Annotated in this window: 14 protein-coding genes and 1 pseudogene; 6 read left to right on the plus strand and 9 right to left on the minus strand. The window is 69.7% G+C overall.

Annotation, left to right across the window (positions count from 1 at the left end; translation table 11 throughout):
* Positions 1 to 136: 136 nt before the first annotated feature.
* A complete protein-coding gene (locus HW837_RS47425) occupies positions 137 to 838 on the minus strand; it encodes a TetR/AcrR family transcriptional regulator (protein WP_093792807.1) in 702 nt (233 codons plus the stop codon).
* A gap of 103 nt (positions 839 to 941) precedes the next feature.
* Here HW837_RS47425 and HW837_RS47430 point away from each other — a divergent pair, with 103 nt between their 5' ends.
* Entirely contained in the window at positions 942 to 1,880 is a 939-nt protein-coding gene (locus HW837_RS47430) for an NADP-dependent oxidoreductase (protein WP_193382218.1), read from the plus strand.
* A gap of 27 nt (positions 1,881 to 1,907) precedes the next feature.
* Positions 1,908 to 2,588, plus strand: coding sequence for an SDR family NAD(P)-dependent oxidoreductase (locus tag HW837_RS47435; protein ID WP_045563436.1), 681 nt, complete (start codon positions 1,908 to 1,910; stop codon positions 2,586 to 2,588).
* A gap of 315 nt (positions 2,589 to 2,903) precedes the next feature.
* Here the strand turns inward: HW837_RS47435 and HW837_RS47440 are convergent, their stop codons facing one another.
* The 3 genes from HW837_RS47440 to HW837_RS47450 all read right to left on the minus strand — a co-directional run bounded on the left by HW837_RS47440 (position 2,904) and on the right by HW837_RS47450 (position 4,714).
* Positions 2,904 to 3,821 carry a hypothetical protein gene (locus tag HW837_RS47440; protein WP_196790467.1) on the minus strand — a complete coding sequence of 306 codons (918 nt, stop codon included), beginning with the start codon at positions 3,819 to 3,821 and terminating at the stop codon, positions 2,904 to 2,906.
* Positions 3,818 to 4,222 (minus strand): PEP-utilizing enzyme, encoded by a 405-nt coding sequence (locus tag HW837_RS49875; protein WP_045563437.1) that lies wholly within the window; start codon positions 4,220 to 4,222, stop codon positions 3,818 to 3,820. The genes HW837_RS47440 and HW837_RS49875 overlap by 4 nt, the downstream gene beginning before the upstream one ends.
* A gap of 141 nt (positions 4,223 to 4,363) precedes the next feature.
* Positions 4,364 to 4,714 (minus strand): DoxX family protein, encoded by a 351-nt coding sequence (locus HW837_RS47450; protein WP_045563438.1) that lies wholly within the window; start codon positions 4,712 to 4,714, stop codon positions 4,364 to 4,366.
* 137 nt (positions 4,715 to 4,851) lie between these two features.
* Between HW837_RS47450 and HW837_RS47455 the strand changes: the two genes are divergently transcribed.
* Positions 4,852 to 5,385 carry a MarR family winged helix-turn-helix transcriptional regulator gene (locus tag HW837_RS47455; protein ID WP_086785158.1) on the plus strand — a complete coding sequence of 178 codons (534 nt, stop codon included), beginning with the start codon at positions 4,852 to 4,854 and terminating at the stop codon, positions 5,383 to 5,385.
* Positions 5,386 to 5,608: 223 nt separating this feature from the next.
* Positions 5,609 to 5,975: pseudogene (locus tag HW837_RS47460) on the plus strand (GNAT family N-acetyltransferase).
* Between the two features lie 93 nt (positions 5,976 to 6,068).
* Here the strand turns inward: HW837_RS47460 and HW837_RS47465 are convergent.
* The 3 genes from HW837_RS47465 to HW837_RS47475 all read right to left on the minus strand — a co-directional run bounded on the left by HW837_RS47465 (position 6,069) and on the right by HW837_RS47475 (position 11,010).
* Entirely contained in the window at positions 6,069 to 6,428 is a 360-nt protein-coding gene (locus HW837_RS47465; RefSeq protein WP_196790490.1) for a hypothetical protein, read from the minus strand.
* Between the two features lie 200 nt (positions 6,429 to 6,628).
* On the minus strand, positions 6,629 to 9,490 hold the full coding sequence (locus HW837_RS47470) for a tetratricopeptide repeat protein (RefSeq protein WP_193382217.1): 2,862 nt from the start codon (positions 9,488 to 9,490) through the stop codon (positions 6,629 to 6,631).
* A gap of 563 nt (positions 9,491 to 10,053) precedes the next feature.
* The gene (locus tag HW837_RS47475; protein WP_143110803.1) at positions 10,054 to 11,010 is read right to left on the minus strand and encodes a hypothetical protein; all 957 of its coding nucleotides are present in this window, start codon (positions 11,008 to 11,010) and stop codon (positions 10,054 to 10,056) included.
* Positions 11,011 to 11,298: 288 nt separating this feature from the next.
* Between HW837_RS47475 and HW837_RS47480 the strand changes: the two genes are divergently transcribed.
* Positions 11,299 to 11,505: a hypothetical protein gene (locus tag HW837_RS47480; protein ID WP_143110802.1), complete on the plus strand. Its 207-nt coding sequence runs from the start codon at positions 11,299 to 11,301 to the stop codon at positions 11,503 to 11,505.
* A gap of 87 nt (positions 11,506 to 11,592) precedes the next feature.
* Here HW837_RS47480 and HW837_RS47485 read toward each other — a convergent pair whose 3' ends face one another.
* Together HW837_RS47485 and HW837_RS47490 are read right to left on the minus strand one after the other, a co-directional pair.
* Positions 11,593 to 12,438, minus strand: coding sequence for a TIGR03619 family F420-dependent LLM class oxidoreductase (locus HW837_RS47485; protein ID WP_045563439.1), 846 nt, complete (start codon positions 12,436 to 12,438; stop codon positions 11,593 to 11,595).
* Positions 12,435 to 13,124, minus strand: coding sequence for an alpha/beta fold hydrolase (locus HW837_RS47490; RefSeq protein WP_193382216.1), 690 nt, complete (start codon positions 13,122 to 13,124; stop codon positions 12,435 to 12,437). The genes HW837_RS47485 and HW837_RS47490 overlap by 4 nt, the downstream gene beginning before the upstream one ends.
* A 64-nt stretch (positions 13,125 to 13,188) precedes the next feature.
* On the opposite strand from HW837_RS47490, the gene HW837_RS47495 reads away from it, so the two are divergent.
* Positions 13,189 to 13,563 carry a MerR family transcriptional regulator gene (locus tag HW837_RS47495; RefSeq protein ID WP_045563441.1) on the plus strand — a complete coding sequence of 125 codons (375 nt, stop codon included), beginning with the start codon at positions 13,189 to 13,191 and terminating at the stop codon, positions 13,561 to 13,563.
* Positions 13,564 to 14,561: the final 998 nt, after the last annotated feature.

The raw sequence follows: 14,561 nt of genomic DNA on the forward strand, positions 1-14,561 counted from the left end.
CACGCCCGCGGACGTCGAACTCGCCGCATGACCCCAGCAAGCCTGAATCACCCCAAACCCGACAGGGGTGCCTTGACGAAGGACATAGAGGCACCCCCCCGTTGTCGGCAGGCGTCCGCCACAGCGCGCACGGCTGTCACGGGTCGACGTCGGTGTCCGCGCCGGTTCGTGCGAGGCGGACCATGGCGCGGTGGAGGGCGGTGGGGGCCGGTGCTTCGGGCAGTGGGGGGATCGGTGCGCCGGGCGTGGCGTAGGAGCGGATCATGTGGCCGAGGAGGCGGCGCCAGGTGTCGGGGGCGGCGTCGCCGGTGGCGGTGACGACGCCGGCGTTGGCGATGAGCAGGATGACGATGTCCTGGTGGGTGAAGTCCTCGCGCAGGTGCCCGGTGTTCTTGGCACGCGTGATGAGTTCGAGCAGCCGGTCGTACGCCTCGGCGCGGCGGGCCTCCAGCGCCTTGGCGGCGGGGAAGGTCATGGTCAGGACGTCGGCGAAGCCGCGGTCGGCGGCCTGCATGGCGCAGATGGCGTGGAGGTAGCCGGTGAAGCCGTGCCAGGGGTCGGGGTCGGCGAGTGCCTGGGCGGCGGCCTCGGCGTAGGCGTCCATGCGGTCGGCGAACACCGCGTTGACGAGTTCCTCCCGGCTGGCGAAGCGTCGGCCGAGCGTGGCTTTGCCGACGCCTGCCTCGCGGGCGACGGAGGCCATGGAGACGTTGAGTCCCTCGGTGGCGAAGAGGCGGCGGGCGGCGGCCAGGATGCGGCAGCGGTTGAGTTCGGCGTCGGCCCGCAGTCCTGTGCAGGGCTGCGGCATCGGCGTCTGGTCCGAAGGTGGCGAGGTCATCCCCCCATCCTAGCCAAGTGGAACGGGTGGGCCGTTTTCTGTTGTACGGTGGCCGGAGTGAAAGTGGGACGCCTGGCCCACTTACCTTGGAAAGGGTGTTGTCATGCGTGCCGTCGCGCTCGAATCCGTCCCCTCGGCCCCTGCCGTGACCGAGGTGGACACTCCTCGCCCGGGGGTCGGCGAACTGCTGGTCAAGGTGGCCGCCGCCTCGTTGAACGGCATCGACATCGCCACGGCTGCCGGGTACTTGCAGGGGTTCATGGACCATCGGTTCCCATTGGTCCTCGGAGGAGACTTCGCGGGCACCGTCGAGGCGCTCGGAGAGGGTGTGGACGGCTTCGCGGTCGGCGACGAGGTCTTCGGTGTCGTGCTGAAGCCGTACCTGGGCGCCGGTTCGCTGGCCCAGTACGTCACCGTGCCCGCCGGACACGGCGTCGCCCGTATCCCCGAGGGCGTGACAGTGGAGGACGCGGGCGCGCTGGGCGTGGCCGGGTTGACTGCCATGGTGTGCCTGGACGCGGTGGCCCTGGCCGAGGGCGAGACGGTGCTGATCTCCGGAGCGGGCGGCGGGGTGGGTGCGCTGGCGGTGCAGCTCGCCGCCGCACGCGGTGCGAAGGTGATCGCGACCGCCCGCCCCGGCGCGCAGACCGACTTCGTCACCGGCCTGACCAGCAGGGAGATCCACGTGGTCGACTTCACCGCCGACCTGGAGGCGCAGGTCCGCGCGATCGCCCCGGAGGGTGTGGACGTGGTGCTGCACCTGGCGGGCGACGGCCCGGCGCTGGCCGCTCTGCTGCGTCCGGGCGGACAGCTCGCCTCCGCCACCGGCCTGAGCCAGGACGACGTCAAGGCTCACGACGTCACCGTCCACACGATCATGGCCGCCCCTGGTCCGAAGACCCTGACCTCGCTGGCCGAGCAGGTCGCCTCGGGTGCCCTGCGCGTGCCGGTCACGGCCACCTACCCGCTGGAGCAGGCCGCGGAGGCATTCGCCGCCTTCGGCGCCGGCACCCCGGGCAAGATCGCCGTCTCCTGCTCCTGACACACCTCCGACGAAAGCGAAACCACCGTGCCCACCATCGCCGTCATCGGCGCCGGCCCCGGTATGGGACTGGCCATCGCCCGCACCTTCGGCAGCCGCGGCTTCGACGTCGCCCTCATCTCCCGCACCAAGGAGAAGCTTCAGACGCTGGTCGGCCGGCTCGGCCAGGAAGGCATCACCGCGGAGGCGTTCACCGCCGATGTCACGGACCGGCCCTCCCTGGACGCCGCCCTGGACGCCGTGGAGACCCGCTTCGGCGGCATCGACGTACTGGAGTACTCACCGGCCGCGCACGTCCCGGTCCCCGGCCTCACCCTGGTCGCCCCCTCCGAGGCCACGGTCGACAATCTGCAGCCGCAGATCGAGTACGTCTTCTACGGTGCCGTCGCCGCCGCGCACTCGGTGCTGCCCGCGATGCGCGCGGCGGGCGCCGGCACCCTGCTGTTCACCAGCGGCGGCGGTTCGATCGACCCCGTCCCCATGCTCGGCAACGTCAACGCGGCCGGCGCCGCCCTGCGCAACTGGGTCATCAACCTGAGCAAGGAACTGGCCGGCAGCGGGGTGCACGCCGCCCACGTGGCCATCAACGTGTGGATCGGCGACGGCGGCCCGGAAGGCTTCCCGACGGCCACGGCCGAGGAGATCGCCCCTCTGTACTGGGACCTGCACGAAAACCGGGACCGCTCCGAGGCCGTCTTCAACGCCTGACCGGCCGGCCCGCCCCACTCCACCCCGGCCGACTTCTCGCCGGGCACTGTTGCTGAGCCTCTTCATGACTCCGAGTCCAACACTGCTGACCAGCGGGAACAATGACGCTCTCGGTATCACAGCGGTACCCGGTGGGTATCGGTCGCGCGGGTTCGGAGTCGTTCCGCGACGCCTCCTCGTGCTGCTGGGACTCGCCACGACCCTTGGGCGATGTCCGAGGAAGGACGGTGTGTTGTCGGCGGTCCGCGCCAAGGCGCAGAGCTTCCCTGTCCTGCCCTGACCTTCCCTGCCCACCGATGCACTCCTGGCAGATGCTCAGCTCGGGTGTTCGGCCTGTCCTTCGCCCAGGACGACGGCGCTGGTGCGGTTGGTGCCGGCGTCCTGGAGGCAGCCGCGCAGGCGCGTCACGTCGTGCGGTGTCAGGGCGGGGCGGATGACGCCGGTGTAGACGCCGTCGTTCATGCGATTCAGCGTGGCGTTGTCGTTCGTGGCCGCGGTGGAGCGGCGGCAGGTCTCCCACAGATCCTGCGCGGCGAGCTGGACGGCCCGGACGCTCCGGTCGCCGTGCGTCTCGACGCGGAAGACCATGGTCGTGCTCGCCGCGTCCGGCGTCTGCTCGGCCCGGGTCTGGGTCGCGTCCGCCAGGGCGGACCACAGCACCGGCACCAGGAGCAGACCGGCGACGCCCGCCGCGACGGCGAGTGCCTTTCGACCGGTGCGGGCCGGCGGTACCGCCGGGCGGCTCTCCAAGGGAGCGGTCGCGGTGAGGGGTGGGGCGGTCAGCGCCGCCAGGCGTCCGGCCAGGCGGCGCTCGGCGCCGGGCCGAGCGGTGGCTCCCGCTACTTTCTGGATGACCAGGGCGATCCCGGACAGGGCCGCTCCTGCCACCATGAGGACGGGGACGAAGACGAACGTCCGGTGGGTGCCGTTGAGCTCCGTCCGGTCCACGGCGGCAAGCCAGTTGAAGCGGTTCGGCACCGGATCACGACTCTGTTCGAGCCGCTTGCGAACCTCCTCGACACGGGCGTCGGACCGCTCCAGCCGGTCCTCCAGGCGGCTCAGGCGGGTGAGCAGCAGGACGGTGGCGAGGAAGACCTCTACGACGATCAGCAGGGCGGCGGAGATCAGGGCCCGCTGCCATTCCCAACGGGTCAGGTAGAGCACGGTGTAGTAGCCGGCGTAGGCGGCGGACAGCCCGCCGAAGGTGTAGCCGACCAGTCTGATGGTCCTCATGCCGCCGACTCCTCACGTGTCGAAGCAGGTCCCGATGCCGCGCCGACGGTGTCGCGCACAACCACTTCTCCTGCCCGCACGGCCACTTCTCCTGTCCCGCCGTCCACGGTGAGCGGCGTTCCGGAGAGGAAGCGGTCGGCAGCTGCCGGTACGCCGACCGCGGTGGGGACGCGGTATTCGCGGGCCAGCACCGCGAGGTGGGACAGCGCGCTGCCGGTCTCCGCGACGAGACCGGCAAGGCCCGGGAGCAGCGGGGCCAAGGCGGGGTCGAGGGAGCGGACGACGAGCACGGGACGGTCGGGGCGCTCGCCGTGGCCGTCCCAGGCCGTGCCGGTGCCGAAGCCGCCGCCGGCCCCCTGGCCCTCGCCCGAGGACCTGTGTCCAGGCGGGAGTTGGACCACGGGACGGCCGTCGGCCAGGCGGAAGACGGCGGGCAGCGGACCGGTGTCCTCGCGGGGCAGCCGCGCGGCGAGATTGTTCCAAACAGCTGGTGGCGGTGGTGCGTGATCGTGAACTGGTCCGATCGCGATCGTGGAGCGCGATCAGACCGTCGCCAAGCCCAGCACCACCGGCGCCACGGAAACGAGCATGATGACGGCCGGGGTGCCGAGTCCCTTCTTGTCGCCGGCGCGGATGTGCGTGATCACGGCGCCCAGGAAGTACAGGACGACCCCGATCGCCGCCGCGATGCCGAGGGGGCGGTAGGCGATGCCGACGAGCAGGCCCAGAGCGCCCGCGATCTTGACCAGGCCGAGCGGCACGAACCAGTTGTCGGGGACCCCGAGTGCCTTGAGCCCGTCAGTGATCTTCGGGTCGCGGACGATGTCGCCGCGGGCGGAGGCGAGCAGCAGCAGGGACAGGACGACGGCGAGGACGACATAGGCGATGAACACGGAGAACTCCGGAGGGAGAAGGGGACCGTCGATCGGTCCAGGAGTACAGGGCGGCAAATGGTGGGAAGCAGCAAATAATGTAAGTACTTCAATGATTAATAGCAACCGACTATTTTGCTGCTTGCTACGGTCGGACCATGGCCAGCGAACGATCCGGCGGCACCGCCCCCGCCACCACCGCTCACGAAAGCTCCCCCACCTGCGACGACGCCCGCGAATCCGTCGGTCCCGATGCCCGCCTCGCCCTGCTTCTGGCGCGGCACGGAGGCGTCACCGACGCCTGGATCCGCGAGGCGCTCACCTCCTCCGGGGTGACTCCCCGCCACGCGATCGTGCTGATGCACCTCGACGGCGGTCAGCTCGGCCAGCGCGACCTAGGTGCCCGGCTGCGCGTCGACCCCAGCGTCCTGGTCACTCTCCTCAACTCCTTGGAGGACAGCGATCTGGTACGGCGGCGCCGTGATCCCGCGGACCGCCGCCGTCACATCGTCGAGATCACCGAAGCGGGCACGGCCGCCGCCGCCAAGCTCGACGCCGCCATCGGCCGGGTCGAGGACGAGCTCTTCGCCGAGCTCACCCCGCAGGAGCGCGACACCCTGCGCTCACTCCTGGCCCGTGTCCGCACCACCCACGACGGCAACTGCGACGTCCCGCCGACCGCGGGCTGCTGAATCGGCGAACGTGCCCGGAGCGTTTCACGCTCGGCGCCCGAATCGCCGTCGAGACGTTGCCCGGCCGCGTCGTACCGGTATGCCCGGAGGCGGCACGACGGTCGCCTTGCGCACCTTGCGCACCTTGCGCTCCCGCCTGATCCCTCGGAGAAGTTCGACAGCACCCTGTCGGCGACCATCCTCATCCGCCTCCCTAGCCTTAGCGCGGCTCGTGCTCCATCCGATGACGGTCAGCGAGGCTGAGAGCATGTGGTGGCGGGCGCGCCTGACAGCGGTGCCCGGTGGGCGCCGGGGTACCCCACCGAAGGTGACGTGTTTGCCGCCAGGCGCTCCGCGAGGACGGTCGGGCGATCACGATCGGCTACGGCCTCATCCCGTCAGCGCGAGGCAAGGGGTATGCCTCCGAAGCCCTCCGCGGACTGCAGAGGTTGGCGCGGCCCCGCGGCGCCATCTGCGTGAGAGGTGACGCCGACCACGACAACATCGCGTCCCAGCACGTCATGCCGGCAGCCGGGATGCGGCCGACCGGCCAGGACGGACTACCTCCATCGTCGTATCAGCCGTGGGCGTGCTGCGCACTGTCCGCGTGATGGGTCACTGCGGACCGGCGACCGCCCTGTTGTACGCGAGGATCCACGGCTGATGGCCTTCGTGCCGACAGCGCGGAGCGGGGACGGTGCAGTTCACCAGCTGCCCAGGGTGCCCATGCACGTCATGCACCGGCTCGTTGCCCGCAGTTGCGCGTTCCCCCCAGTGGCGACGGCTGGGCTGCCCTCGCTGATGCGGTCCCATTTCCCGGGCGGCGGATCAAGAATCCACCCCCACTTCGGAGGCCGGACCTCGTCCTCCGTCATGTGATCGCAGGCGCCTGGAACGTGGGCCTTGCCGTTCTGTTTGATCAAGATGGCGTTGCCGGGGAACCGCCGCCACTCCTGTCGGACAGGCCTTTCCTCCAGGTGCGCTTTGGGCACGCTGCCATCAGGAGGGCAGGCGCAACCCATGCCGATGATGTTGTCGCATCGCTCGCAGCGCACCTCTTTCATAGGGTCAAGTGTCCCATCCGAGAGTGCGCCGCCCACGCACAACGGGCATGGCGACAGTGCACATTGAGGTCGTTTCATCAGGCGGCCCAGACGGCGTTGCCTCCGCCCGGGAGTTGTGCTTCCGCGAGGGCATCGGCACGTCCTGGGAGGCTTACGGTGCGAGTGGTCCGAAAGCTGGAGGGCGCGGCGGTGACTCAGGATCAGGGCGCGGGATCGTGACGATCGAGGTCGGCGAGCCGCGCTTGAACGACTCCGAGCGTCTCGGCGTAGCGGGCCGGATCAGCGGCGTTCAGGCGTAGATAAAGGGTGAGGGATTCCCCGAGGGCTTGGCGCGCCTCCCCGGGGCGGCCCAGACGCTGAAGCTCCGCGGCGACGCCGTTGAGGACGGAGGCGAGCATCGGCTCGTGAGCCTCGGGATCGACCTCGCTCAGCTCTTCCAGAATCTGGGCGGCGCGCTCACGGGCCGCCAACGCCTGTGCGTGGTCCCCGAGATTGCTGTGCCGGTTGCCCAGGTTGATCAAGGCTCGGACGAGGGACACGGCGAAGGCCTTCGGGTTGGCCGCGCTCAACCGTTCGAAGATCTGCACGGCCTCCTCGGTGACCGTGAGGGCTTCCTCAAGGCGACTCCCGTTGGAGAGCCTGTTGCCCAGGCTTCTGAGGGCCTCTGCCAGGTCGGGATCATGAGCGGCAGGCTTGGTCGAGGCGAGGCGACGGTAGACCGCCACGGCCTCCGTCGCGGCCTCAAGAGCGCCCGTGTGGCGTCGGAGCCCACTCAGGATGACCGCGGCGTTCCGCCAGCACGTGCCGAGTTCCACCTCGTACTTGCCAGGCCTGGCTGCGCTCAGCCGCTGATAGACCTCGGTAGCCTGCCGAGCCGGCGGCAACGCCTCCTCGTAGCGTCTCAGCCCGAGCAAGGTCCCGGCCAGATTGCTCAGTTGGGCGGCGTGGTCGTCCTCCCACGCGGCGGGATCCGCGGCGGCCAGACTCTGGAAGATCTCCACGGACTCACGCACCGCCACGCAGGCTTCCTCGTGCCTGCCCAGGTTCCACAGATCGATGCCGGCGTTGCCCAGCGAGTAGCCGAGCGAGGGTTGATGCGTTCCGGGACTGTCGGCCGCCAGCAGGCGGCGGGCCTCGATGGCGTCGAGGCTGGCGGCCAGCGCCTCCTCGAACAGACCGGCGTTGCTCATCCTCTCCGCCAGGGTGTCCTGGAGGTCCGCGCGTGCGGCGGCGTCCGGCTCCGAGGCCAGGGCGAAGTCGGTGAGGCGGCGGGTGAAGGCCGCGATCCCGCCGTCGAGGTCGACGTTCCTGCCGTCCGGAAGAGCTGCCGAAAGGGCCTGCAGGACCTCGACGTCCGCGTATCCGGCCAACGTGACCAGGGTGGCTCCGTCCGTCTCGAGAGCGAGCCGGGGACTGCGCCGCAGCAGCGGAAACACGTGGTCACGCCGTACGTGCTTCGATCGCCGTCCCGTCTCCACCAGGACGGTCAGCACCGCGGAGGCATGCACCGCCGGTTCCGGTTCGTCGCCGTCGGGTGCGAGCAGCTTCCCGGGGAGATCGGCGGCCCACGCGTCCCCGTGACGTTCGGTGACCTCGTGCAGGTCCGGCAGCAGATCGGCCAGGAAGTCCTCACCCAGCCGGTCGGGGAGGAGTGGCTCGAGTACTGTGCCCGCCGCGGTGGGCGGATAGCAGATCGCGTGATCGTCCAGCAGGTGCTGAGCCTCGACCGGATTGGCGGCGAGCCCTACCGAGATCAGCGTCCGGACGGCCGAGGCGGTGGGCAGCGCCCGCGTCAGCGTGGCGACCGCGGTGAGCCGCCCCATCGTGGCCGTCGACACGGAGATCCGGCCGATGTCCTTCAACGTCTGCCAGTGGTCGTATTCGCGTTCGAGCAGATAGCCGGAGAGTCCTCCCGGATCGCTGGGCGGCGCTGTTCCGCGCACATGCGCGTCGACGGCGACCAAGGCGGCCATATGCAGGGTGAGGACCAGATCGTAGGCGTCGTCGGCCAGAGAACCCGGCGGGCGCAGCCCTGAGAAGGCTGTGGCGTCGAGCAGTTCGGCGAAACGGTCCCGGGCTCCGTCGAAGACCACCTTGCGCTGCGCCGGAGTCTCGGCCAGGGCGCCCAACGGCATCCTCTCGGCGACGGCGCCGAGTTTCCGCAGCGGGTTGGCCAGCGTCTTCCACCAGTAGCCCGCTGGTCTGGCCAGAAGCAACAGGCGTGTGGGGACGTCCTGTTGCATCAGACGGTCCTGGAGGAGCCGCTCCAGATCGAGGCGCGGCCAGCGTTCGGCGTAGTCGACCACGACGAGCAGTCCGCGCGGTCGGCCGACGGCCACCCGCGAGGGAGTGGGGGAAGAGGACGGGCGGGGGTCCGTGAAATGCCGGGCCTGGGCGACGGCCCAGCCCGCCGAGGCGCTCTCTTCGGCGAACCGCGCTGCCAGCCGTGTCTTGCCCGCTCCACCGGCGGCGTGCACCAGCATCACGGCCAATCGGCCTGGCCGATCCCGCCACTGCGAGAGGTCCGAGAGTTCCGTGACGCGTCCGACGAACGGAACCACCCGGCTCCCCGCCGCCAGGAGTTCGCTGGGCCCCTGTCCCAGCAGCGTTCTCACATCGGGGGTCCGCAGCGGAAAGGCCTCGGTCAGGAAGCGTGGTGTCTCCGTGACCAGGTCGATGCCCTTTTCGACCGCCGGCGCCGGAGGGCGGGATGTCACGGCGGAGTTCGCCGCCGAACCGTCCGACGGGACCCGGGGTGGGGGAGCCGCACGCGCCGTCCGGCGCTGATACCTGTGGAGTTCAGCCAGCTTCTCCGCATACACACGAGCCGTGCCGCGTGTGACGGCCGACGCGCGCAGAGCCGCGGCGATGCGCTCCGCCGCGGCCGGGCTCGGAGCCTTGAGACCGCGTAACACCTCGCTGACATAACCGGCGGACAGGCCGGCCGCCTCCGCGACGGCCGCATTGCTCATCCGGGAGCGCGCGGGCAGAGCGCGGTACAGGTCGACGAGATCACGCGCCGGGCCGGGCGGCAGGTCCGGCTCGCCGCGCTGACTACCCACGGTGCCTCCACCCGCCTGCGGCGCACCTCGCCGGCCACTCGAAGAGCGTTTCGTCCTTCGCCGTAATTCGCCCGGAACAGCCCCTGCACAGGGCGTTCGAGCAGTTCAGGGGCACTGCGGAAAAATCCGTTCGCTGCGCTTCGCTGAGCGTGAGCGACCGCGGAATCCGGCATTTGGATAGATCTCGTGGCCGACGAGAAGACGGCCTACTGCCCGAACGGCGCCCCAACGTGACACCAGTGCGCAGACGCCGTGGGCAGGGAGAGGAGGTGGTACGCCCAGTATGGAGCCTCATGGGTGTTCGCTCGGTTCGCTGATCCCGCGGCGCATCGCATTCGCTCTGTGAGTCATGCTGGTGAACGACTTCCTGGTGACAACGGGAGCATGTCCAGTCGCTCGGCCGGTGAGCTCCCGTCGCACCAGTACCGCACCAGTGAAGCGGTGCCGGAACCAGCTTAGCGAGTCCTGACAGACTCGGTGGGTGATGCGTTCCGGCTACCGCCACGTCCTCGGCACGAAGTGTCGAGGGCCGCTCATCGCCGGGCTGTCGTCCGGTACCGCCGTCACGGCTGCCACTGGACGCCGTGCCCCAGATAGCGCGCCGGCCGGGGAAACCGTAGATGTACCTCGCCGGCCTCGTCGAGGTCGAGGGTGTCGACCGGGGACTGCACGGCGTCGAATGTGCGCACCGTCTCGTCGCGCACGGAACGCACCCACCGGGGTGGGCGGTCGGTGTCGAAACGCACCCTCAGGTCGAAGGCGTCGCACCGGCACTCCGGGGTGAAGATGTAGTGCGGCCGGAACGGCTGGTCCGCCGGCACTCGTAACACCATTGCGTACTCGTGAGCCTCTCCCGCGGCGAGGGCGGCGGGCAGCCGGACCATGAACTGGAACCGCCCGGGTGACGGTTGCTCGCGCCGGACCAGACGACCGCCGTAGAGGACTTCACCCGACAGGGCCGCCCGGCCCCCTGGCACCGCACTGGGGACGTCGAGCCAGGCCATGACTTCTCTGAGACCGTCCCGGACCGCGACGATGCGCCGGTGCTCGAGAGCCTCCATGCCCGGGACGTCGACCCGGACTACGGTGCGCAGTTCTTCCAGGTACCAGTCGCCGGCCTCCGCGGTCGACCGACCGCGCCGCCGTGCGAGCTCGCGGGCGATCTCCTCGGCCAGCAGGCGTTCGGCGGTGTCCACGCGGCGCAACGCGGTCCGGTACTCCCTGTTCAACCACGTCGCCAGCCAGGTGATCCGGTCGCCGAAGTAGGGCATCTGCTTGGTCTCGGCGGACAGCCCCAGACTCGCCGCGACCGCGATGCGGAGGTCCGCCGCCAGGGCGGTGGCGCAACTGCCGAGCTGCGCCACCAGGACATTGCGGTCGACTGTGTCCGTCGCGGGTGAGGTCACCGCCAGTTCCCGCAGGTGCGGCCCCAGTCGGTGCGCGAGGTCGGCGGCGTTGACGCCTCGTCCCTTGCGTAACGAACGGATCTCACCAGCAATAGCCTCGGCGTCAGCTGCCATTCCAGCCCCCATCACCGTCATCCGGCTGGCATGTCCGGCAGAACATGCCATCTCCCTGCCAAGAGTGTCCCGACAGTGGGGCTCCGTGGCCCGAGGAACGCCCAGACCATGGACGAATCCGCGGCTCCGAGCGACTTGGTGTGTTCGGCGCGCTTCGGCGAACCGGCCCTTACAGCCCCGTGACCTGGGCGTCCTCGGGCCGCTTCGGAGTGCTTCGGAATCCGGCCGCCCAATCCGTCGTGACCGGCGTCGCGAAGCTGAGATCGCCTACTGGTCCTGGAGGACGTCATGGGTAAAGTCGTCAGTTTGCGGAGCGCGGTCGTCATGGGCGCCGCCGTCATGGGCGGTTCGGCGGCGGGAACCGTCGCCGAGACGCTCGGCAACCTCGCCACGGAGCCGGTGCCCGGGCTGGGAGCGGTGGTCACCAGCGCCGTGTCACTCTGGTTCGCCGAGAAACTGGACCGGCTCATCGCCGACGACAGCGACGCGGGCTGAAACCGAATCGAGAGAGCGGCCCGGTGGTGCGGCGCACACGGATGGTTCCGCGACATCGACCGGCCCCGCGGGGGCAGCTCCTTCACGTCACGCGGGTCCACCGGCACGGACGCCGTTCCGTTGCAGCACCCCTCGCGCGAAGGCGGCCATCCGCCGCTCGTATCCGTCCGGGGGGCCGAAGTGCACCGCGAGGTGCTCGGCTCCAGCGGCCTGGAAGGCCACGGCGGTGCGGGCGGCCTCTCCGGCGGTGCGGTCCGGGCCGTGCCAGTCCATTCGGGTGCCGGGGGACACGGTACGGCCGTCGGTACGGGTCCGCAGGAACGCCAGCCGTTCGCCGAACGCCGTCGGGTCCAGCCCCACGCCCTGCCAGACGTCGGCGTACCGGGCTGCCCGGCGCAGGGCGGCATCGGTGACACCACCGGTCATCAGTGGCACCTCTCTGTCGGGGCGCGGCTCGAAGACGCCCGTTTCGAAGCCGTACCAGTGGCCCTCGAAGGGGCCCCGGCCGACTCGGAACAGGTGCCGGAGCAGCGCGATCGCCTCATCCGTGCGGCCTGCTCGGTTCTTGAATTCGGCGCCGACGGCGGCGAATTCGCGTTGTTCCCAGCCGATCCCCACGCCCAGGGTGATCCGTCCGCCGGACAGTTCGTGGAGGGTCGCGACTTGTTTGGCCACCACGAACGGACTTCGCAGAGGCAGGACGAGCACGGAGGTGCCGAACCGGATCCGGCTGGTCGTGGCCGCCAGCCAGCCCATGGTCACCAGCGGTTCCAGAACTCCTCCGTAGACCGGGCCGTACTCGTCGGGCGGCAGGATGTGGTCGGGGAGCCATGCCGTGTCGTAGCCGAGGGCCTCGGCCTGCAGTGCCAGGTCGGCGAGTCGTCGCGGGTCGGAGCCGGCGACCTCGTTCGGGAGGACGACCTGCAGCTTCACTCCTGTTCACCGTCCGTCTCGTCCGAAAGCGGAAGGGAGTGAAGAAAATCGAGGACAGGCGTCAGCCACTCTCCGGGCCGTTCGACCATGACCACATGGTCGCTGTCGATCTCCGTGTAGCTCGCGCCCGGTATCCCGGCTGCCAGGACACGGGACCCCTCGGGCAGGACCACGCTGTCAGCGGTTGTCGCGACGACCAGCGTGGGGACGGTGACCTCGGACAGGTCACCGGTGGTGTCGAGGGAGGGGATCAGGTCGAGGTGAGGGCGGAGTGCGGGAGGCGCCTCGGCCCGCCAGCCGGGGAGGAGCCCGAGTATGTGGTCGTCGGGCCGGGCGAACCCGGCAGTCAGTACGAGGGCGGTCACCCGCTCGGGATGGCGTACGGCAGCGCGCACCGCCACCAGCGTGCCGAGCGAGAAACCGAGCACCGTGAACCGTCCCGCACCGCGCCGTACGGCGGAGTCGACGACCGAGTCCGCGAGCGCGTCGAGGTCCAGTGGCGTGTCGGCGACCGGGGTCCGGCCCGAGCCGGGGTAGTCCGGGGCGATGACGGTGTGGGTAGCGGCGAGGGCGGGCAGGACCGGCGCGAAGTTGCCTTCGATGCTGCCGGTGGCGCCATGGGCGAGCAGCAACGCCGGGCCGGTTCCGGTGACGGTGGTGGCAAGGGGCGGGAATGAATCGTGCATGCCTCGTACGTTGACCCATCACACCGGTGTGAAGGTCAAGTCGGTGACGTGGTGAGGAGTGTCGGTGCTGATAGGAGAGCTGTCGCGGCGGACCGGAGTCGCGGCCCGGCTGCTGCGGTACTACGACGAGCAGGGCCTGTTGTGCCCCGACCGCGACCGCAGCGGATACCGCGTCTACACACCTGATGCCCCGTTCGTCGTGGCACGCATCAGGGGCATGCTGGCGGCCGGGCTGACCACCGACGCCATCCGCGAGATGCTGCCGTGCGCCACCGACGCCGGGCCGGGGATCGATCCGTGCCCAGAGGTTCTGCGAACGATGGCCACGCACCTGGAACGGATGGACGCGGACATCGCGGATCTACGCCGCCGCCGGGCAGCGCTGGCGGCGTTCCGCGACGCGACCGACGCCCGGCAGGAGCGGAGACGCGCTCACTGAAGAGCGTTGGCATGCTTTCCTCCTCCGGTCCAGAGGACGTTCTGGTCTCCGCAGGGCCGTCGTCCTCCGCGACGGGCCGAGGATGAGCAGCGGACGATGTGACGGCTTGTCGGCGACATGAGCCGTGCGGCGCAAGTCGCGCTCGCTTAGCGGCTCGCGAAAGCGGACCACGCCAACCGGATGATCGAGGAGTAGCTGAAGCGATGGGAGGCATCGGAAAGCAGCCAGCTGCGGGAGGTACGGGTAGTAGGTCCCCAAGGGCACCTGGCTGGTTATTGACCAGGTCAGGCGCCCTTTCTCTGTGCCTAGAAGAAGCCCAGTTTCTTCGGCGAGTACGACACCAGCAGATTCCTCGTCTGCTGGTGGTACATCGTACGTATGGCGCTGACCTGCGCGAATGCGTGGTTTGTAGAGCGTTGGCGGGAGGCTGGCCCGTGTCTGGTCCGGATCTTGGCGCAGAGAGGGCGAAGGTGTGCCAACGCTGACGGTGACGGCTGGTGGCCGTCTCGTCCGCCGGGTCGAGCCTGAATCGCGGCCTTCCCGGCACGCGGCAAAGGGGCCTGTCTCGGACTGAAACCCGGCGTATAGCCCGACTCGTCTGCCGCTCTTTATTTCCGCAGGTCAGAGGCTATGTTCTCTCGATAAATAAACTGTCTGGGTCGAATCCGGGGCGAATTCGGACTGCAGGTATTGCCGTCCTTGTTCACCGGTTATGCGACATATTTGGCATTCCAGGCGTCAAGTGGCGGTCCGGTGCCGATCTGTGGCGGACATCTCGGCACGGATGCACTCGGAAGTGCATGTACGGGGTGTCTTCTTGCCGACCTGCTCTGCTTTGAACTCGATCGCCGATGGTGCGTCCGGTAGCGGAGCCTGGAAACTGATCGGTTTCCTGGCGGGAAAGCAGGTCGCTTTCCTCACCGATGGAGGTGAGGCGAGTGGGTGACGGGCTGGGATCTCAGGGCTTCGAGATCATCCTGTGGCCGCTTTGGGGTTTC

Source organism: Streptomyces caniscabiei, assembly GCF_014930365.1.
Taxonomy (GTDB): domain Bacteria; phylum Actinomycetota; class Actinomycetes; order Streptomycetales; family Streptomycetaceae; genus Streptomyces; species Streptomyces caniscabiei.